This is a genomic window from Microlunatus soli, assembly GCF_900105385.1.
Lineage (GTDB): Bacteria > Actinomycetota > Actinomycetes > Propionibacteriales > Propionibacteriaceae > Microlunatus > Microlunatus soli.
Window position 1 is genome coordinate 5865171 of sequence record NZ_LT629772.1, and the last position, 19882, is coordinate 5885052.

General features: G+C 67.5%; 13 protein-coding genes. 10 read left to right on the forward strand and 3 right to left on the reverse strand.

Features of this window, described 5'->3' with window-relative positions; translation table 11 throughout:
* The first annotated feature begins 18 nt into the window (after window positions 1–18).
* The 6 genes from hrpA to BLU38_RS26910 all read left to right on the forward strand — a co-directional run bounded on the left by hrpA (window position 19) and on the right by BLU38_RS26910 (window position 10356).
* Complete coding sequence (gene hrpA, locus BLU38_RS26885) at window positions 19–3879, forward strand: ATP-dependent RNA helicase HrpA (RefSeq protein ID WP_091529410.1); 3861 nt, start codon at window positions 19–21, stop codon at window positions 3877–3879.
* 485 nt (window positions 3880–4364) lie between these two features.
* Entirely contained in the window at window positions 4365–5759 is a 1395-nt protein-coding gene (locus BLU38_RS26890) for an HNH endonuclease signature motif containing protein (RefSeq protein ID WP_172836231.1), read from the forward strand.
* Window positions 5760–5863: 104 nt separating this feature from the next.
* On the forward strand, window positions 5864–6379 hold the full coding sequence (locus BLU38_RS26895) for a putative immunity protein (RefSeq protein WP_091533227.1): 516 nt from the start codon (window positions 5864–5866) through the stop codon (window positions 6377–6379).
* An 83-nt stretch (window positions 6380–6462) separates the two neighbouring features.
* A complete protein-coding gene (locus BLU38_RS26900) occupies window positions 6463–7557 on the forward strand; it encodes a PAC2 family protein (protein ID WP_091529417.1) in 1095 nt (364 codons plus the stop codon).
* Between the two features lie 9 nt (window positions 7558–7566).
* On the forward strand, window positions 7567–8433 hold the full coding sequence (locus BLU38_RS26905; RefSeq protein ID WP_091529419.1) for an acyl-CoA thioesterase: 867 nt from the start codon (window positions 7567–7569) through the stop codon (window positions 8431–8433).
* 564 nt (window positions 8434–8997) lie between these two features.
* Window positions 8998–10356 (forward strand): amino acid permease, encoded by a 1359-nt coding sequence (locus BLU38_RS26910; RefSeq protein ID WP_091529422.1) that lies wholly within the window; start codon window positions 8998–9000, stop codon window positions 10354–10356.
* Here BLU38_RS26910 and BLU38_RS26915 read toward each other — a convergent pair.
* From BLU38_RS26915 to BLU38_RS26925, 3 genes are read right to left on the reverse strand one after another with little or no spacing between them, the layout of a single operon-like run.
* Window positions 10304–12694, reverse strand: a complete 2391-nt coding sequence (locus BLU38_RS26915) for a glycoside hydrolase family 95 protein (RefSeq protein WP_091529424.1) — start codon at window positions 12692–12694, stop codon at window positions 10304–10306. The two genes, BLU38_RS26910 and BLU38_RS26915, sit on opposite strands and share 53 nt — an antisense overlap.
* Window positions 12691–14850, reverse strand: coding sequence for a hypothetical protein (locus BLU38_RS26920; protein ID WP_157683739.1), 2160 nt, complete (start codon window positions 14848–14850; stop codon window positions 12691–12693). The genes BLU38_RS26915 and BLU38_RS26920 overlap by 4 nt, the downstream gene beginning before the upstream one ends.
* On the reverse strand, window positions 14847–15302 hold the full coding sequence (locus BLU38_RS26925; RefSeq protein ID WP_091529429.1) for a MaoC family dehydratase: 456 nt from the start codon (window positions 15300–15302) through the stop codon (window positions 14847–14849). The genes BLU38_RS26920 and BLU38_RS26925 overlap by 4 nt, the downstream gene beginning before the upstream one ends.
* Before the next feature lie 215 nt (window positions 15303–15517).
* On the opposite strand from BLU38_RS26925, the gene BLU38_RS26930 reads away from it, so the two are divergent.
* From BLU38_RS26930 to BLU38_RS26945, 4 genes are all read left to right on the forward strand, one after another.
* Window positions 15518–16720 (forward strand): CaiB/BaiF CoA transferase family protein, encoded by a 1203-nt coding sequence (locus BLU38_RS26930; protein WP_091529432.1) that lies wholly within the window; start codon window positions 15518–15520, stop codon window positions 16718–16720.
* 68 nt (window positions 16721–16788) lie between these two features.
* Entirely contained in the window at window positions 16789–17874 is a 1086-nt protein-coding gene (locus BLU38_RS26935) for a LacI family DNA-binding transcriptional regulator (protein ID WP_091529434.1), read from the forward strand.
* Window positions 17871–18767, forward strand: a complete 897-nt coding sequence (locus BLU38_RS26940; protein WP_197679882.1) for an amidohydrolase family protein — start codon at window positions 17871–17873, stop codon at window positions 18765–18767. The genes BLU38_RS26935 and BLU38_RS26940 overlap by 4 nt, the downstream gene beginning before the upstream one ends.
* Complete coding sequence (locus BLU38_RS26945) at window positions 18764–19873, forward strand: Gfo/Idh/MocA family protein (protein ID WP_091529436.1); 1110 nt, start codon at window positions 18764–18766, stop codon at window positions 19871–19873. Before BLU38_RS26940 ends, BLU38_RS26945 begins: the two co-directional genes overlap by 4 nt.
* The last annotated feature ends 9 nt before the right edge of the window (window positions 19874–19882 follow it).

A 19882-nucleotide genomic window follows, 5' to 3' on the forward strand; every position in this document is an offset into this window, starting at 1 on the left:
CACTAAACTCGCCCCGTTATGCCGTCCTCCGCCGTATCGTCCGTTCCCGCGATCAGCTTCGACCCGGCGTTGCCGATCTCGGCCCGCGTCGACGAGATCGAGGCGGCGATCCGCGATCATCAGGTGGTCGTGGTGGCCGGCGAGACCGGGTCGGGCAAGACAACCCAGCTGCCGAAGATCTGTCTCAAGCTCGGTCGGATGTCGATCGGACACACCCAGCCACGCCGGATCGCTGCGCGCACCGTGGCCGAGCGGATCGCCGAGGAGATCGGGGTCGAACTCGGCGACCTGATCGGCTACCAGGTCCGCTTCACCCGGCGGGCCGGCCGCGACACCAGGGTCAAGGTGATGACCGACGGTGTGCTGTTGGCCGAGATCGGTCATGATCGTGATCTTCGCAAGTACGACACGATCATCATCGATGAGGCGCACGAACGCAGCCTCAACATCGACTTCCTGTTGGGGTACCTGAAACAGCTGCTGCCGCGCCGTCCGGAGCTGAAGGTGATCATCACCTCCGCGACCATCGACACCGTGCGGTTCGCCGAGCACTTCGCCGATGATCAAGGAGCGGCGGCGCCGATCGTCGAGGTGTCCGGACGTGCCTACCCGGTCGAGATGAGGTACAACCCACTCGTCGGCCAGGCAGGAGAGGGTGGCGAGGACCTCGATCAGGTCGACGGGATCTGCCGTGCCGTCAAGGAACTTCAGGCCGAGGGGGATGGCGACATCCTGGTGTTCCTCTCCGGTGAGCGGGAGATCCGCGATGCGGCTGATGCGTTGAACGCTCTGCAACTGCGCTTCACCGAGGTGCTGCCGCTGTATGCACGACTGTCGGCCGCGGAACAGCACAAGGTGTTCGTCCGCAGCGACGCTAAGGGCATCGGTGGGCGACGCATCGTGTTGGCCACCAACGTCGCCGAGACGTCGCTGACGGTTCCCGGGATCCGGTACGTGATCGATACCGGCACCGCGCGGATCTCCCGATACTCGGCGCGTACCAAGGTCCAGCGACTGCCGATCGAACCCATCTCACAGGCCTCGGCCAACCAACGCGCAGGACGGTGTGGCCGGCTCGGGCCCGGCATCTGCATCCGGCTGTACGCCGAGGAGGACTTCGCGGGCCGGCCCGAGTTCACCGAGCCGGAGATCCTGCGGACCAACCTGGCCTCGGTGATCTTGCAGATGGCGGCCTCTGATCTGGGCGACATCGCATCCTTCCCGTTCGTGGAGGCCCCGGACTCGGCGCAGATCGCCGACGGCCTGCGGCTGCTGGAGGAGCTCGGCGCGATCAAGGGCCGCTGGGACCAGAAGCGTTCGCCTCGGCTGACCAAGATCGGTAGCCGACTGGCCGGCATCCCGATCGATCCGCGGATGGCCAGGATGTTGATCGCCGGCGAGCGGCAAGGCTGTCTGCGCGAGATGTTGATCATCGTCTCCGGGCTGTCGGTGCAGGACCCGCGAGAACGTCCGACCGAACATCAACAGGCAGCTGATCAACTGCACCGTCGGTTTTGGGCGCCGATGGCCACGGAGGAGTCCTCCTCGGAGGAACCAGCACCGGACGGCAGCGACTTCGTCGCGATCCTGCGCCTGTGGCGCTACCTCCGTCGACAGCAGAAAGCCCTGTCCGGTAACGCGTTCCGGCGGATGTGCCGGGACGAGTTCCTGCACTTCCTGCGGATCCGCGAATGGCAGGATCTGCACGCTCAACTGCGACAGATCTGTCGCGAGCTCAAGCTGAATGTCAACGAGGAACCGGCCGATCATGACCGGGTGCACACCGCGATCCTGACCGGCCTGCTGTCCCAGGTCGGGCTGGCCGAGGTGATGGAGGACCGCAAGCGGGGAAACCGGGACGGCAAGCGCCGGCAACGTCGTGCCCTGCAGGAATACCTCGGCGCGCGGGGCACCAAGTTTGCGATCAATCCGGGATCGAGCCTGGCCAGGACGACGCCGCCACTGGTGATGGCCGCCGAGATCGTCGAGACCTCACGGCTCTGGGCGCGGACCGTGGCCGGCATCGACGTCAAGCAGATCGAGGAGGTCGGCCGGCATCTTCTCAAGCACAACTACTCCGAGCCGCACTGGTCGGCGCGCAACGGCTCGGTGATGGCGTACGAGCACGTCACGCTCTACGGCATCCCGATCGTCGGGCGCCGTCCGGTGAGCTACGCCCGGATCAATCCCGCCGAGTCGCGCGAGATCTTCATCAGGTCCGCGCTGGTGGAGGGCGATTGGCGGACCAGGCACCGCTTCTTCGCCGACAACCAACGGGTCCGGGCCGAGGCCGAGGAACTGGAGGAACGGACCCGTCGCCGTGACCTGTTGGTCGACGATCAGGTGATCTTCGACTTCTATGCCGCCCGGATCCCCGCAGATGTGACTACCGGCGCTGCATTCGACAAGTGGTGGAAAGACGTCGCGCAGACCGATCCGAACCGATTGAACCTCAGCCTCGACGATCTTGTGGTCGATCCGGATGCTGCCGACACCGGCGAGTTTCCGGAGGTGTGGTCGACCGGCGAGTTGGACTACAAGATCGGATACTCCTTCGAGCCCGGCAGTACGCGAGACGGGGTCAGTGTCGAGATTCCGGTGGGCTTGCTGAACCGTACCGATGCCACCTCCTTCAGCTGGCAGGTGCCGGGGCTGCGGGCAGAGCTGGCGACGGAGCTGATCAGGTCGCTGCCGAAGGCGGTCCGGCGCAACTTCGTACCGGCACCGGAGTTTGCCACCCGAGCCCTGAGCTGGCTCGGTGATCATGGCGGAGACGGAGCGGAGTCGTTCGAGCAGGCACTCGCGCGAGCCCTACGAGCGTTGACGGGCGTGATCATTCCGGCCGACAGCTGGCGCTCGAGCGCGCCGCCGGCACACCTGCTCCCCACCTATCTGGTCACCGATGGTGACCGGGTGATCGCCGAAGGCAAGGATCTGGAGGCGTTGCGGCAGCAGGTAGCTCCCGAGATCAGTCAGACGCTGAACTCGGCTGCCGAGGAAGTGACGACGACCGGGGCCGGCAGTTGGGTGTTCGGCCGGATCGCAGACGAGATCCACACCGGCAGCCTGGTGAGCTTTCCCGGACTGATCGACGAAGGATCCACCGTCGGACTGAAGGTTTATGCCGATGCCGCACGCCGTGATCATTTCCATGCGCTCGGGCTGCGCCGGCTCGTCATGATCAACACGCCGGACCCGACCCGCTGGGTGGTCGGTCATCTCGGCAATCAGGCGAAGCTGGCGCTCGGCGGCAGTCCCTATCCGAGTGTGCCGGCGTTGCTCGCCGACGCCCGGTTGGCGACAGTGGGAGAACTGATCCGACGGCACGCGCCGACTGTCGGGGGCCGTATTGATGACCAAGGCAAGTTCGCCAAGCTGTGTGATCTGGTGCGGGCCGACAACGCCGACCGGATGCGGACGCTGGTCAATGAGACTGCTGCAGCCTTGGAGACCTGGGAGAGCGTCACCGCGCAGCTCGACACCGTTGCGCGGATCGATGCACTTGCCGCGGCTGATCTCGGTGAACAGTTGAACAATTTGATCTTCGCCGGGTTCCTGGCAGTGACCGATGGTGAACGACTGCCCGACCTGGTCCGCTATCTGCAGGCGGCCGCCAACCGGATCACCGTGTTGCGGGCGAACCCGGCCAAGAACGCCGCCGGGTTGGCCACGATGACACGAGTCGAGGACTCCTACGCCGATCTGTGTTCGCGACTGCCCGAGGGGCCGCTGCCCGCTGACGTCGAAGCGATCGGGTGGATGCTGGAGGAGTTGCGGGTGAGTCTGTTCGCTCAGCAGTTGCGGACGAAGTTCCCCATCTCCGAGAAGCGTGTGATGAATGCCATCGCCGATGCTCGTCGGGTCGCCGGCCTGTCCTGATCCTGTCGGGCGGCGGCGGATGCCGCGGCCGGTTCGGGGCGGGTCGTGTGCCTATCGAGCGACCGCTCACCCGGCAAGAAGCTCGGACCGGCCGAGTCGACCGACCCGCGCACCTGATCCGAGATGGGCCTCAGACCCCGGTTTGTCCACAGATTCCTGCGCCCCCGGTGATGATCCGGCAGGACTGTCAGTGCCGGGTGAGACGATGGCGACGCCGATCATTGCGACCTTGATCAACTAGTCACGGGATGGAGGATTTACCCTCGTTTTGTAGGGATATCTCATGATCAACTCTTGAACACGAATGACTGTTCGAATACAATCCGGGTATGGCCACGGAAGTCCATGAGCCCGCAGGGCTCCCCACCGATCCCGTGATCGGTGCGCGTCCGGACACCGACGGCCAAGCAATGAGTCGCGATGCGACACCGTCCGCGCCAACTGCTCCGGAGGTCGCGGCAGGGACGGACATTCCGACTGGGTCGATGTCGGGCACGGACGAGTACAAGGCCGTACCCGACGGTGCGACGGCCGTCAGTGCAGCGACCGACCCGCCGGTGGCCGACGGCCCAGGGTCGGTGGAGGTGTTGTTGGCCGAGTTGGATCGGGCGGTTGCGGGTTTGATTGCCGGGGTGTCGGCCGAGGAACTCACCGTGGTGGGTGATGACCGGTTGGTCGGGTTCATCGGCCGGCTGGAGGAGGTGCGGAACCGGCTCGGGCTGGTCGATCACGAGATCGTGCACGCCTGCCAGTCCACCGACCTGCCGCACCGGCTCCAGTTGCGCACGGTGGCGAACCTGTTGGGACAGGTGACCCGGATCCAACCCGGCCAGGCCCATGCCCGGGTCCGGGCCGCCGACACGCTCCGGGCAGGCCGTTCGATGACCGGTGAACCGTTGGCCCCGACATGGCCCCGGCTGGCCGCCGCCGTCGCCAGCGGTCTGGTGCCGCCGGTGCAGGCCGACATCGCCCTGCGCTGCCTGTCGAGGATCGAACGACTGCCGTGGACCAACCGAGAAGCCGTCGAGATCGCCGAGGCCGAGTTGGCGGCCGGGGCGGTGGTGTTCCCACCCCGCGAGTTCGCCGAAATCGTGCAACGCGTCACCGATCACAACGATCCCGACGGCACCCTGGCCGACGACCAACTCCACGAAGCCACCCGGCGGGTCACCTTCTACCAAGCCCGCGACGGCTCCTGGCGGATGGAAGCCCGCTTCACCCCGACCGTCGGCGCCCAGATCAACGCCGTCATCGGACCCCTGAGCAAGCCCCAACACGGCCCGGACGGCCAAGACCTCGGCAGCCCCGAAGAACGCGCCCACGACGCGATCGCCGACGTGTTCGCCCGGATCCTGCGCGCCGGCGATGCCCCCGCTGCGGGTGGGGTGCCGGCCACCGTCGTGGTCACCATCGACTACCGACACCTCCTCGACGACACCGGGTACGGCAGGTTGCCCGACGGGACCCCGATCGCCCCCAGCACCCTGCTCAGGTTGGCGTGTGAGGCCGACATCATTCCCGTCGTCCTCGGCGCCTTCGGCGAGGTGCTCGACCTCGGGCGAAATCACCGGGTGGCGAACAAGACCCAGACGATGGCGTTGATCGCCCGCGACAAGGGCTGTTCGTTCCCGTCCTGTGGTCGACCCGCGGCCTGGTGTGAACGACACCACATCATCGGCTGGGAGATCGGCGGACTGACAGATCTGACCAATCTCACCCTGCTGTGTCGCTATCACCACCAGCACTTCCAACGCCAAGGCTGGCAATGCGAAATGATCGACGGCCTGCCCTGGTGGATCCCACCCCGCTGGATCGACCCCGACCAAACACCCATGATCAACAACCGCATCAAACACGTGGAGCCACCGCTGCGGACGTGATCACCGGGCGGACCTCGCCGAAGATCTGCCCAGCTCGGGCGATCATCTGGCATGCTCGGGCCAGTCAGCCGCACGTCCGCCTGACATCCACGAAGGGAAGCTCGATGATCCTTTCTCCGGTTCGCGATCCGCGGCTGGTGACGATCCGCCGTGGCGGCAGTCTGACCGATGCCCACCATCACGCGTTGGCGCTGTGGGCTGCTGCCTGTGCTGAGCATGTCCTCAGTCTGTTCGAGGTCGAGCGACCCGATGATCAGCGACCGAGGCAGGCCATCGCGCATGCCCGTGCGTGGGTGCGTGGAGAGGTCAGGATGATGGAGGCCCGTGCGGCCGGCGGCCATGCCATGGGCGCGGCCAGAGATCTTCGCGGGGCCGCACGACACGCCGCTTACGCCGCGGGCCAGGCCGGGGTCGTCGCCCATGTCGCGGCGCATGACCTGGGCGCGGCGGCGTACGCCATCAAAGCCGTCCGGGCCGCTGCGCCGAAGAGTGACAGCGACGCTGCCGGCCGCGCCGAGTGCCAGTGGCAGCGAGATCAGCTGCCGGAGCCGGTGCGTGAGCTCGTGCTGGACGACCAGCGACTGCGCAACGACATCTGCTGGTCGGTGTTCGACTGCTGAGGGTTCGACTGCTGAGGGGGCGGCTGCTCACGGTTCGCTGCCCTGCCATCTGGGGTGCGGCCCTGCCCATTAGATTGGTGTCCATGCTGGATCCGAGCTCGCTGTACGAACTGACACCCGGTGCCGACGAACTGATGGCAGGCAGCCGGCCGGTGCTGATCGTGCAACTCGAGGGATTCATCGACGCCGGTCAGGCGGGCCGGCTGTTCACCGAGCATCTGCTGGAACACACCGAGCACCAGGTGCTGGCCGAGTTCGACCACGATCAACTGCACGACTACCGGTCCCGCCGACCGATGATGGACTACGACGGCAACCGCTGGTCCTCCTTGGAAACCCCGCGGCTACGGCTGCACCGCATGATCGATGCGCAGGACGAGCCGTTCCTGTTGCTGACCGGCCCCGAGCCAGATGTGCAATGGGAGCGGGTGGCTGCGGCCGTGATCGGGCTGATCGACACCTTCGACGTCCGGCTGGTCGTGTCACTGACCGGCATCCCCGGAGCAGTGCCGCACACCCGACCGGTTGCGCTGAATGCCCATTCCACCGATCCGGAGCTGGTTCGCGAGGAACAGGCCTGGTTCGGCAAGGCCGAGGTGCAGGCGAGCTTCTCGGCGATGCTGGAGTTCCGACTCGGCGAGCAGGGGCGCACCGCGATGGGATTCGAGGCCTTCGTCCCGCATTACCTCGCCCAGGCCGCTTTCCCGCAGGCGACGCTGACGCTGGGGCAGCGGATCGCCCAAACCACCGGCCTGGTGGTGCCGCTGGGTCCCCTGGAGGAAGCAGCCGCGAGCAACATGGCCGAGATCGTCGAGGAAGTCGCCGGATCGAGCGAGGCCCAGGAGATGGTCGGCCAGCTGGAGCAGCAGTACGACACGCTCCGGGCCGATCGCGGTGGCATCGGATTCCCGCCGCCGAGTTCGGAGGATCTGGCTTCGGTGCCGTCCGCCGACGAGATCGGCGCGGCCTTCGAGCGGTTCCTCGCCGAGCGCGAGGACCCAGAGGACGACGGGCAGGCAGCGGACGGGACCGGGACTGGGACAGCGGACGGGACTGGGGCAGAAGGCGGGACCGGCAGCTCCGAGGACGCGACCGGCGAGGCGGAGGACGGGGCCGGCGAGGACGACGACACGGCCGGCCCGAGCGACGGTGCCTCGAACGGGCCGTCCGACCAGTAGGATCGCCGCGTGCCCGAGTCCCTGGACGAGCTTGTCGACCTGCTCAGCTTGGAGACCATCGAGACGGGGCTCTACCGAGCCAAGCAGCCGCGTACGGCGTTGCAGCGTGCGTTCGGCGGGCAGGTGCTTGCCCAGGCGCTGGTCGCTGCCGGGATGACCGTTCCGGACGAACGCTTCGCCCATTCGCTGCACGGCTACTTCCTGCTGGAGGGACGCACCGATCTGCCGATCGTCTACGACGTCGACTCGGTGCGTGACGGCGGTTCGTTCTCCACCCGACGGGTGACGGCCCGGCAGGACGGCAAGATCATCTTCTACATGTCGACCTCGTTCCATCGCGACGAGGACGGTTTCGAGCACGCCGATCCGGTGCCGGAGAACGTTCCCGGGCCGGACACCTGCCCGTCGCTGGCCGATGTGCTCAGTAAGATCACCGGGGCCCCGGCCGAGACCTGGACCACCGAATGGGGCGCGCTCGACGTCCGCTACGTCGGCAATTCCGGTCCGGGCGGAGGTCTGGACGATCCACGGCACCCGGCGCGGGTGCGGATCTGGATCAAGGCCGACGGTGCGCTGCCCGATGATCGTCGGCTGCACAGCGGCGTGCTGGCCTACGCCAGCGACCTCACACTGCTCGGTGCCAGTCTGGTGCCGCATGGCGAGGTGCTCGGATCGCCGCGGGTCCAGGTCGCCTCGATCGACCATGCGATGTGGTTCCACCGGCTCTTCCGGGCCGATGACTGGTTGTTGTACGACCAGGTGTCACCGTCCGCCTCGTCCGGCCTCGGACTCTCCACCGCGCGGCTGTTCCAGCAGGGGACGCTGGTCTCCGACGTCGCGCAGGAGGGCCTGATCCGCCCCGCACGCAGGAAATAGTCGAGTCCTTCGGGCCCGGCAGCTGCCGGATCTCCGGGGCCGTCGACAGTGTCTTCCTCTCCGGCGTCGCCATCGCCGCACGGTTGTCGATCAAGGAAACCTGCATGTCGACAACGGCCGGACCACCGCCTGCCGGGGCGTCGTTGACTCGGCTGAGCCGGCGCTGCGCGGCGACAGCAGGACGCTGACCACCCACGACACACCAGCATGCCCTGCCTCCCTGGTGCGCGGTTCGGCGGGCTCAGCCTCGATCCACCGATCTGCCGCTACTGCGCGACCCCATCCGGGCACGTCGGCGGCGTTGCCGCCGCTCAACGGTCAACCAGACCGCCCTCGCGGCGGCAACGTGCCGAGGCATCCGTCTGGTGCCGCTGGCTACGCGGCACCTCGGGGGATCGGGCTTAGAGTGCCGAGGAGTGCAGACGTAGCCCCAAGGGAGAGTGCCACGTGGATGTTCCGGAACGCCGCCGCCAAGACCCAGCCTCGGACGACCACCGCCCGGCCGCCGAGGAACCAGCCCAGCACCAGCCCGCCACGAAGAAACTCAGGTCACGCCACATCACGATGATCACCCTCGGTGGGATCATCGGCTCCAGCCTGTTCGTCGGATCGGGCAATGTGATCCGATCGGTCGGACCGGCGGCACTGGTGTCCTATCTGATCGGCGGGCTGCTGGTCTTCCTGGCGATGCGGATGCTCGGCGAGATGGCGGCGGTCCGCCCTGCGGTCGGCTCATTCATGGAGTACGCCCGGGTCGGCCTGGGGAACTGGGCGGCCTACCTGGTCGGTTGGCTCTACTGGTACTTCTGGGTCGGCGTCCTCGCCTACGAGGCGGTGATCGGCGGTCACACCTTGAACGGGTGGATCGGCGCGCTGCCCGCCTGGGCGTGGTCACTGATCCTGCTGGCGATCTTCGTCGCCACCAATCTGATCTCCGTCCGATCGTTCGGCGAGACCGAGTTCTGGTTGGCCAGCATCAAGATCCTGGCGATCATCGTGTTCCTCGGAGCCGGGATCCTGTACGTCCTCGGGCTCTGGCCGCACAGCGACTTCTCGTTGCCCAACCTGTGGCAGCACGGCGGCTTCGCACCACACGGATTCGGTGCGACGCTGACCGGCGTCGCGCTGGTGATCTTCTCCTACTTCGGCACCGAGATCGCGGTGATGGCATCGGCGGAGTCGCAGAATCCCGCCAAGGGCATCCGGCAGGCGACCAGCACGGTGATCTGGCGGGTACTGCTGTTCTTCGTCGGTTCGGTGTTCATCATCGTCACAGTTGTCCCGTGGAACAAGCTGCCGGAGGCGACCGACGTGACCAACGCCCCGTTCACCTACATCTTCCACAGGCTGGGAATCCCGGCGGCCGACGTGATCATGCAACTGGTGATCTTCACCGCAGTGATCTCGGTGCTCAACTCGGGCCTGTACTCGGCCTCCCGGATGATCTCCTCCCTTGCCGAGAAGGGATTCGCGCCGAAGGTGGTCAGTCGCAAGGCTCGCAACGGAGTGCCCGTCTTCGCCGTCTTCGCCTCGATCCTGGGCGGAGTCGTGGCAGCGATCGCCAACTTCGTCGCACCGAGCTCGGGCATCTTCGACTTCATCATGAACTCAGCCGGCCTGGTCGCCCTGTTCGTCTACGTCTTCATCGCCCTCACCCAGCTGAACCTGCGCCGCCGGATGACCCGGACCGAGGTGGACGCGCTGCAGCTCAAGGTGTGGGCGTTCCCGTGGCTGAACTTCGTGTTGATCGCCGCCGTGGTTGCGGTGGTGATCATCATGCTCACCTCGCCGGACGGCCGCACCCAGGTCTGGACCAGCCTGGTGGCAATGGCGATCCTGGTTGTCTTCTGGCCGCTGGTGGCACGCAAGCTCAAGAACCAGGACGCCGAGCAATCGGCCGAAGATCGAAGCTCCGTGGGCTGAGCTCGACGGGACGCCCCGGCTCGAGTCGACAGCTGATCACCCGGTCGCGGTACCGGACCGGGTGATCGATCGGTTCGTGACGATCCGAGGTCAGCACCGCGCGGGTCAACGAACCGGCATCCCAGGACAGATCGACCCGGACACCGGGCCGGGCGACCAGTCCGGCCACCGATCCGGGACCGAATGCCGCGGGCAGCGCCGGCAGCAGATCGATGGTGCCGGCGTGGCTCTGCAGCAGGCACTCGGCGACGGCGGTCACGAAGCCGAGGTTGGCGTCGATCTGGAACGGCGGATGCGCGGCGAACAGGTTGCGGTAGAGACCTCCCGCCCAACGGCCGCGATCGACGGCGGCGTCCCGGAAGAGGTAGCGCAGCAGATCGGCAACCCGCTCGGGCTGCCGGAGCCGGGCACGCATCGTCGCCTTCCAGACCAGCGACCAGCCGGTCGACTCATCGCCTCGACCGGTCAGGCTGGCATCGGCGGCCGCTGCCAGTGCGGGCTCCAGCGGTTGATCACCGGGATGGACCAGATACAGGTGTGCGGTGTGCCGATGGTCGGGCTGCGGCACCAACTCCCGGTCCGGCCACTCGGCGATCATGCCGGCATCGTCGATCATCGGGCGGGGCAGCCGGGGCAGCGCGGCGCGCGCGGCGAGCACGACGGGATCCTGATCATGATCGAGCCGGTCCGACAGTTCGATCAGGAAGCGGTAGGTGTCGGCTGCCAGCGCAATGTCCATCGTCGAGGACTCGGCGGTCGCAGCGCTGTCGCCGGACCGGGAACTGAACCGATTCTCCGGTGAGGTCGACGGGCTGGTCCCCAGCGTTCGGTCGTCGCGTTCGATCATGGTGTGTTGCAGGAACTCGGCTGCTCCGCGGACCAACGGCCAGGCTCGGAGGGCGACCTCGTCACCGCCGCCGTGCAACAGTCGTTCCCGCAGCTGTTGCAGCAGCCACGGACCGGCGAACGGCCAGAACGCCCAACACGGATCGTGGCTGCCATTGCCGACCGGTTGGCTGTAACCCCACGCATCGCTGCAGTGGAAGGCGACCCAGCCCGGCGCGTCGAATACCCTGGCTGCGGTCTCGGCGCCCGAGGCGGCGAGGGCCTCGATGAAGTCGAAGAGTGGTGTCAGGCATTCGACGAGCCCGGTCGGCTCGGCAAGCCAGTAGTTCATCTCCAGGTTGATGTTCATCGTGAAGTCGCTGGACCAGGGCGGCTGCATCGCGTCGTTCCAGATGCCCTGCAGATTGGCCGGCAGGCCACCTGCTCGCGAGCTGCAGATCAACAGGTAGCGTCCGTAGTCGAACAGCAGTGCGGCCAGCGCCGGATCGCTGTCCAGCGCGGCCGAGCCGTGCGCGAAGGCGGCCGCGAGGCGACGATCGGTCAGCTCATCCGCCGGCGATCCGAGCCGGAGCCGACACCGCGAGAACAGTCGTCGATGATCATCCTCCTGGGCTCGCGCGACGACCTCGGCGCCGTCCCGGGTCGCCGTCCCGATCCGCCGGACGGCGCGGGCCAAGGCATCGCGAGCGTCGCCGCGCAGCGCGCCGCCCGGCGTGCTGTAACTGGTCTCGATCCCGACGAGGATCGTTGCCCGGCGCAGGTTGCGGATCGGGTGATCACCGATCCCGTCGTGGACCGTACGGATCGCGATCGCGCCGTCCAGCGCTTCTTGATCACCGTCGGTGTAGACGATCGGTTGCTGCGGCTTGTCATAGGCCGGGATCACATTGCTGGGGAAGCGGAGCAGCAGGTCGGGTCCGGCGGCGGTGGTGTGCAGTTGGCTGGTCAGGGCCAGGTCCAGATCGACGGTGCCGCCGTCGATCTGGACGGTGATCATCAACACGTTGTGGGGATGGCTGGCCCGGGTCGTGATGGTGATCCGGCTGTCGCCGCGGCGATAGCCGACCTGGTGGACGGCGGTTGCCAGATCCAGACTGCGCCGGTAGTCCGTCGTCGGGGCATCGCGATCCGGGCCGGTCGGCGTGATGATCATGGACAGCTCACCGACCGGCAGGAAGGACTGCGGGTTGCCGTGCTGGAGACCCTGGACGGCCCGATCGGCGTCCTGCCACCGACCTTCCGCGACGGCGGTCCTGGCCTCGTCGAGGGCGCTTCGGCATTGATCCGCTGAGGGCAGTGTCCCCGAGCGTTCGGCTGCCGGTCCACCGGACCAACCCGTGGTGTGATTGAGCAGCAGGCGCTCACCGTCGGGGCCGCCGAAGCACATCGCGCCGACCAGGCCGCTGCCGATCGGCAGTGCATCGGTCCACCGGCTTGCCGGTGCGTCGTAGCACAGGGTGGCGTCGGACCCGGGTTGCCTGTGGACGGTCATGGTCGCGGTGGGAACCCTTCACTGCGGACCTGCCAGCCATCGGTCGGGAAGCCCGGATGATCCCCGGTTGCGCCACCGATCCAGCCGGTCGCCATCAGGGCGACCGCGGCGAGCAGCCCGCCGTTGCCGGGCAGATAGAGCGGCAGCCGGGAGGGATGTTGACAGTTGTGCCCGTTGGCCAGGTAACGGTTGCGCGGCACCTCACGACACAAGGCGTCGACCGCCCGTTCGGGTTCGCCGATCCTGGTCGCCGTCATCGCGATCATCGGATAGTCCCAGCCCCAGGTGTGCGGCCAATCCCACTGTTGATCGAGGTAGTCCAAGGTCCTCCGCATCCGGTCGTGATCGACGATGCCCTGGTCGGGGACCAGTCCGAGCGCCCCGACCATCGACGGATGATCACCGATCTCGGTGCGTGGCGGATTGCCGACAGCGGCGTAGTGATCATCGTGGACGGGCAGCTCTGCCAGGTCCTTGATCAACTCGTCCCAAGCGGGCTCCGCCGGAAGGCCACGCAACGAACGCCAATGCTGTGCCGTCTGCAGCCCCCAGCGCAGATAGGCGAGCTCGAACGGCGGATCCCAGACCGACTCCGGGGGATAGCGTTCCTGGGCCGGCATCGTCGCCGGCGGCACGTGCACGACACCGTCCTGATCACGGTAGAGATAGTCGCCGATGAAGACGGCCGTCTGGTCGACCAGCTCGCCGTAGTTGTCCAGGATCCGTTGTCGATCATCGGCTGCGGCAGCGTATCGCAGCAGCTCGGCGAAGTGGATCGGATGCGGCTGCTGCCAGAGCAGCAGCGGGCCGATGATATTGGGTGCCTCACGGCCGTCCGGGCCGACGTGCTTGGGCCATCGGACCCCGGAGAACCCTTGCCGGGCAGCGATTTCTCGGGCGACCGGCAGGATGTCCAAATACCACCGGAAGCTGCGCTCCAGCAGTTCGGGGCGTCCCCAGATGGCGAAATGGGCAGCGTGCCACCAGTGCATCTCGAGGTGGAACTTGCCGGCCCACGAGTTCTGCGTCAGGCCCGTTTCCGCGGGTGGTGTCGATCCGGCCGACTGGGCCCGGGTCAGATACTGCGAGAGCACGATCCGCCGTTCGAGCTCGGCGGCCCGCGGGTCGGTGCAGGCGCCGAGGTCGAGTGCGGCGCCGCTGCGCCAGAAGTCCTCCCAGCAGGTTCGCGAGGAGTCGATCACCTGTTGCAGTTCGGGGAGTCGACGGGCCGCGGACCCCTGCTCCCCAGCGGTGTCCTCGGCTCCCGGCAATGCCTCCAGCACCAGGTGCAGGGTCGAGCCGTCGGCGGTGATCCGGAAGCTGTGGTCGTCGAGTTGCTCGAGACGGCCGGTCGGGGAGAGCGCCAGCCGGACGCGATAGCTGGTGTCGTCCTGTTGCCGCAGGAACTCCCGGACCCGATCGTTCCCGGGGTCGGGCGACAGGGTGGTGCTGTGCCGCTCGGGATGATCCCAGTCGGCGGTGTCGGCGAAGGTGTCCGATGCACCGGGGAACGACAATGCCAGCGTCGCCCGCCCGTCGGCCAATGCCGCGGAGTCGATGCTGATCGCCACCAGATCCCGGCTGCCGTGACAGACCGTTCGGACCTGGTAGTCGACGCCGTGGTGGCGGAATCGGCTGCTGACCGTGCCGTCCCACGGATCGAGGACCTGATCGATCTCGGACAGGGTGTCGGGCAGTCCGGCGGCCGGGAGCGGTTGGTCGCCGGGGCAGTCGCGCAGTTCCAGCCCGAGCCGGAACAGGTCGATCCGGTGCGGATTGACCCACAGGTAGTACCCGGCACGTTCATCACCGGACAGTTCGCCGGCCGGCTTGCTGAAGTCGTAGCGATCCGGATAGTCGACCGGGCCGCGCGGCGTCAGGTACGGCGTCATCACGTCGTCCAGGCCCCAGCCGTCGGGATTCGGCATCGCGTGGAATCCCCACTGGGCCTGGGTGTGCAGTCCCATCGCCGGTCGACCCTCGGCCCGCGCGGAGACCTCGTCATGCAGGTCGGCCAGGGTCTGCAGGCCGGTGACGTCCATCGTGAAGGCGAATTCGCCGTTGCCGACGGTCAGCGGTTCCAGTGGATCGGGAGCGGTCCGCCGGACCTGGTGCCGGGCGACGACGGCCTTCCGGTCAATGGCAACTGACGTCACGAGGCAGGTCTCCGGTTGGTGAGGTAGACGTGGGTGAGCACCAGGACCGTCTCCTGGTGCTGGTTGGTGACCGTCACCGTCTCGTCGAGGAAGCCGTGCCGCGCCGGCTGTTTGGGATGGTCCCGGATGCCGGTCAGTTCCGCGGTGACGGTGATCGTGTCGCCGATGAACACCGGCCGGATGAATCGCACCCGGTCATAGCCGTAGCTCATCGCCTGGGGATTGATGTCGGAAGCGGTCATCCCGACGGCGACCGAGATGATCAAGGTCCCGTGGGCGATCCGACGGCCGAACGGCTGCGTCGATGCCCATTCGGCGTCCATGTGGTGGGGGAAGAAGTCGCCGGACTGGCCGGCGTGCAGGACGACATCGGCCTCGGTGATCGTCCGGCCGGTGGTCCGTCGGGTCTCGCCGACCTCGAAGTCCTCGTGCCATCGCTCGACGATCTGCACGGTAGTCCTCTCCCTCGAAGCACTGGGCACGGTGAATCGCTGATGGTGCGGCGCCGTCGTGGTGACTGCTGCGTCGGCGTCGGTCCGAGCGTAATGTCCGTCGTGATCTTGGTCAAACGTTTGCCCGAATGATGGAGATCTGCTGCCTGCGGGCGGTCACAGTCGGTAGGGTCAGGTCCGACAGCGCCGCGGTCGACGACCCCAGGAGATTGATCATGACGACAACTGAGGACGATCCACTGGCCGGTGTCCTGGTCCTCGACTTCAGCCAGTTCCTCGCCGGTCCGGTTGCCGCGATGCGGCTGGCCGACCTCGGAGCCCGGGTGATCAAGGTCGAACGTCCCGGCAGCGGTGACATCGGCCGCCAACTGGCGTTCGCCGGTCGGCGCGCCGACGGGGACACGATCTCCTTCCATGCGATGAATCGCAACAAGGAGGGGATCACGGCCGACCTCAAGGACGCCGACGATCTGCAACGGGTGAAGAGCTTGGTCGCTCGGGCCGACGTCCTGATCCAGAACTTCCGACCCGGTGTGATGGAACGGATCGGGCTGGACCACGACAGCGTCCGTGAGCTCAATCCGCGGCTGATCTACGCCAGTGTCACCGGCTACGGGGAGGAAGGGCCCTGGAAGGACCGCCCGGGACAGGACCTGCTGGCCCAGTCGCTGTCCGGGCTGTCCTGGATGAGCGGGTCGACCGCCGACCCGCCGGTGCCGGTCGGGCTGTCGATCGCCGATCATCTGGCCAGCTGTCACCTCGCCCAGGGCGTGACCGCACTGCTGTATCGCCGGGAGCGCACCGGGCGTGGCGGTCTGGTGCAGACCAGCCTGCTGGAATCGATGCTGGACCTGGAGTTCGAGCTGTTGAGCACCAAGCTGAACGAGCATCTGGGGCCGGGGCCGATCACCGTCCGGCGCGGCGGTAAGTACGCTGCCCACGCCTTCCTGCCGGCGCCGTACGGGACCTATCCGACCGCCGACGGCTACCTGGCGATCGCGATGAACCCGGTCGACCGACTCGGTGCCCTGCTCGAGATCGACGAGCTGGCGGAGCTGACCGATCCGCAGACCTGGTGGGACCAGCAGGATCGGATCGCCGACCTGCTCGCCGATCGTCTGTCCGGCGGACCGACCGACACATGGCTGTCGATCCTCGATGCCGCCGACATCTGGTGCGCACCGGTGCTCACTCTGGATCAGCTGATCGAACACGACGGGTTCGCCGCCATCGGGATGACGCAGCGGATCAGCCGGTCCGCCGGCGTCACCGACGACGGCTCCGGCCTGGAGCTGCAGACCACCCGCAGCCCGATCCGGATCGACGGGCGCCGGCTGACCGACACCCGCCCCGCGCCGAAGCTCGGCGAGCACGACCGGGTGATCGCTCAGGAGTTCTCCGCCCTCGACGGGAGTTGATCATGCCGGCCACGGGCGCGAGCGGGGCTGGGTCTTCCATCGTGTCCGGCGCGCTCTAGGCTGGCCGGATGACCGCGACCCTCAGCGATGTCGCCGCTCGGGCGGGAGTGTCGATCTCCGCGGTGTCCCGGGTGCTGGCCAACGCACCGTCGGCCCGCGTCCGGCCCGAGACCCGAGAACGGATCGAGCAGGCAGCGCAGGAGCTCGGCTACCGCCCGAACTACGCCGGCCGGGCGCTCAAACTGGCCAGGTCCCGGGTGCTTGCGCTGGTCGTCCCGGATGTCACCAACGCCATTTTCAGCGAGCTGATGCGCGGCGTCGAGGATGCCGCGATCGACCATGATCACGTCGTGCTGCTCGGCCGATCGGAGGACATGCAGCCGGGCGGCAGCATGATCACCAAGCTGGTCGGCGAGCGCCGGGTCGACGGCGTCCTGCTCCAGTTGCGCGACGAAGCGTCCCGGGCCGATGCTGCCGCGCTGTTGCGCGACACCGAACAGCAGGGCGGCCGGTCGGCGGTGGTGTTCATCAACTCGCTGCAGGACCGTCGGGCCGGATCGGTGTCGCTGCCGGACGAGGAGGCGGCCGCGGTCGCGACCCGCGCGTTGATCGATCTCGGGCACACCGCGATCGGCTACCTGGGCGGTCTGCCGACCGCGTTCACCGCGCAGGATCGGCAAGACGGCTTCCGGCGGGTGATGGCCGAGGCCGGGGCACCGGTCCGCAGCAGTTGGATGACCGACCTCGGCTACACCGCTGATCAGGGCCGGCGGGCGTTGCGGAGGATCTGGTCCCGCGGCCGGCGGCCGACCGCCGTGGTGGTTGCCAACCTGAACGCCGCGATCGGAGTCCTGGCCGAGGCACGTTCGCTCGGGATCGCCGTACCGTCTGAGCTGTCGGTGGTGGCGTTGCACGATGCCTGGACCGCCGAACACACTGCGCCCGCCCTGAGCACGGTGCGGATGCCGTTGTACGAGCTGGGCAGGGCCGCGGTAGAGCAACTCATCAGTGAGCTCGACCAATCCGCCCGGCGCCGTCGCCGGCGCAACCTGGTGATCACAGACCCGCGACCGGAGTTGATCATGCGAGACTCGACCGCGGTGCCGCGCGGCGGTGCTGTTCCGACCAGCGATCCGGAAGGAAGGACCCGATGATGCAGAGAGCCGAGCCGGTGATCATCGACGCCCATCAACACATCTGGGACCGATCACGCAGTCCGTACGCCTGGCTGGCCGCCGAAGCCATGGAACCGATCCGCCGCGACATCACGCTCGCCGACGGATTGCAGCATCTGGATCGGGCGGGCATCGCCGGCACGATCCTGGTGCAGGCCGACGACACCCCCGAGGACACCAGGCTGATGCTGGAGGCCGCCGCCGATCCGCGGGTGCTCGGAGTCGTCGGATGGCTGCCGCTGGACCGGCCCGACGAGGCACGGTCGCTGCTGCAGACCTTCGACCGATCGGTCCTGGTCGGCATCCGCAGCCTGATCCACGACCTGCCCGACCCGGACTGGCTGCTCCGTCCCGAGGTCGACGCCGGGCTTTCGCTGCTGGAACGCTCCGGGTTGCCGTTGGATGTGCCGGCCGTGTTGCCACGGCATCTGGAGAACATCGCCACCCTGGCCGATCGGCATCCTGAGTTGCGGTTCGTCATCGATCACCTCGGCAAGCCGCCGATCGGGCTCGACGATTCCGAGCCCTGGCGCCGGCTGCTGGCCGCCGTCGCTGAACGGCCCAACGTCTGGGCCAAGCTGTCCGGTCTCTACGCCGCCGGTGACGATCCGGCCGCCTGGACGCCGACCGACCTGCAGCCGTTCGTCGATCACGCCGTCGCCGTCTTCGGCACCGAGCGGTTGATGTACGGCGGTGACTGGCCGGTGGCGATCGTTGCCGGTGACTACGAACGTGTCTGGGCCGGCTTGACCGCGTGCCTGGCCGATCTGTCCGATGACGAACGACAGGCGATCCTCGGCGACAACGCGATCCGCTGCTACCGACTCGACGAGGATCGCGTCCGGGCCGTCCGGCCGGCCGCACGACCATGATCGAATCGCCGGATCGGCCCGAGTTCGCGCCGGATCCGGGCTATCGACCGATTCTGCCGTCGCGGCCACGTCCGATCGTGATCATCGGCGCCGGCGGGATCGTCCGGGACGCGCATCTGCCGGCCTACCGCAAGGCCGGCTACCCGGTGGCCGGGATCGTCGACGTCGCGATCGACCGCGCCCGCGACCTCGCCGACCGGTATCGGATCGACCGGACCCACGGATCGGTCACGGAGGCGGTGGCTGCCGCGCCCGACGACGTGATCTTCGACTGCGCGGTGATGCCGGAGCACTACGTCCAGGTGCTGTCGGCGTTGCCGGACGGTGCGGCGGTGCTGTTGCAGAAACCGATCGGCAACAACTGGTCCGACACGCTGGCGATCATGGACGTGATCAGGTCCAAGGGATTGATCGCGGCCGTCAACACCCAGCTCCGGTTCGCTCCGTACGTGACGGTGGCGCGGGAGGCGATCGCGCGCGGCGAGATCGGCGAGCTCTACGATCTCGAGGTCGTCGTCGAGGTGAACACCCCGTGGGAGTACTTCCCGGCGGTGCTCGGACTGGACCGGCTCGAGCTCAACATGCACAGCATCCATCACCTTGACCTGATCCGCAGCTTCGTCGGCGACCCGGAATCGGTGTCCTGCAGCACGGTGCGGCATCCGACGAAGCAGCATGCCAACTCCCGGTCGGCGATCGTGCTGCACTACGACCGGCCGCTGCGGGCCATCGTCTGCACCAATCATGATCATCGATTCGGCCCGGATCACGAGCAGAGCTTCATCAAATGGGAGGGGACCGACGGAGCGATCCGAGCCCAGATGGGGGTGCTGATGGACTACCCGCAAGGGCGCGCCGACCGGCTGGAGATCAACACCGGTGACGGCTGGCGACCGTTGCCGTTCGACGGCAGCTGGTTCCCCGACGCGTTCATGTATTCGATGGGCGTCCTGCAACGTCACCTGACCGGCGAGCTGAGGACACTGCCGACCGCCGTCAGCGACGTGTTCGCCACGATGGCGGTGCTGGAGGCCGGCTACACCGCCAACGATCGCGGCGGTGTCCGTCCCGACTACGACGCATGTCCTGATCCCGGCGACTACTGACGCGAGTGC

Excerpts from the sequence above, each read along its gene's own strand:
- hrpA (WP_091529410.1), top strand. The coding sequence starts at position 19 with ATGCCGTCCTCCGCCGTATCGTCCGTTCCCGCGATCAGCTTCGACCCG.
- BLU38_RS26890 (WP_172836231.1), top strand. The coding sequence starts at position 4,365 with ATGTCGGGCACGGACGAGTACAAGGCCGTACCCGACGGTGCGACGGCC.
- BLU38_RS26895 (WP_091533227.1), top strand. The coding sequence starts at position 5,864 with ATGATCCTTTCTCCGGTTCGCGATCCGCGGCTGGTGACGATCCGCCGT.
- BLU38_RS26900 (WP_091529417.1), top strand. The coding sequence starts at position 6,463 with ATGCTGGATCCGAGCTCGCTGTACGAACTGACACCCGGTGCCGACGAA.
- BLU38_RS26910 (WP_091529422.1), top strand. The coding sequence starts at position 8,998 with ATGATCACCCTCGGTGGGATCATCGGCTCCAGCCTGTTCGTCGGATCG.
- BLU38_RS26915 (WP_091529424.1), bottom strand. The coding sequence starts at position 12,694 with ATGACCGTCCACAGGCAACCCGGGTCCGACGCCACCCTGTGCTACGAC.
- BLU38_RS26930 (WP_091529432.1), top strand. The coding sequence starts at position 15,518 with ATGACGACAACTGAGGACGATCCACTGGCCGGTGTCCTGGTCCTCGAC.
- BLU38_RS26935 (WP_091529434.1), top strand. The coding sequence starts at position 16,789 with ATGACCGCGACCCTCAGCGATGTCGCCGCTCGGGCGGGAGTGTCGATC.
- BLU38_RS26940 (WP_197679882.1), top strand. The coding sequence starts at position 17,871 with ATGATGCAGAGAGCCGAGCCGGTGATCATCGACGCCCATCAACACATC.
- BLU38_RS26945 (WP_091529436.1), top strand. The coding sequence starts at position 18,764 with ATGATCGAATCGCCGGATCGGCCCGAGTTCGCGCCGGATCCGGGCTAT.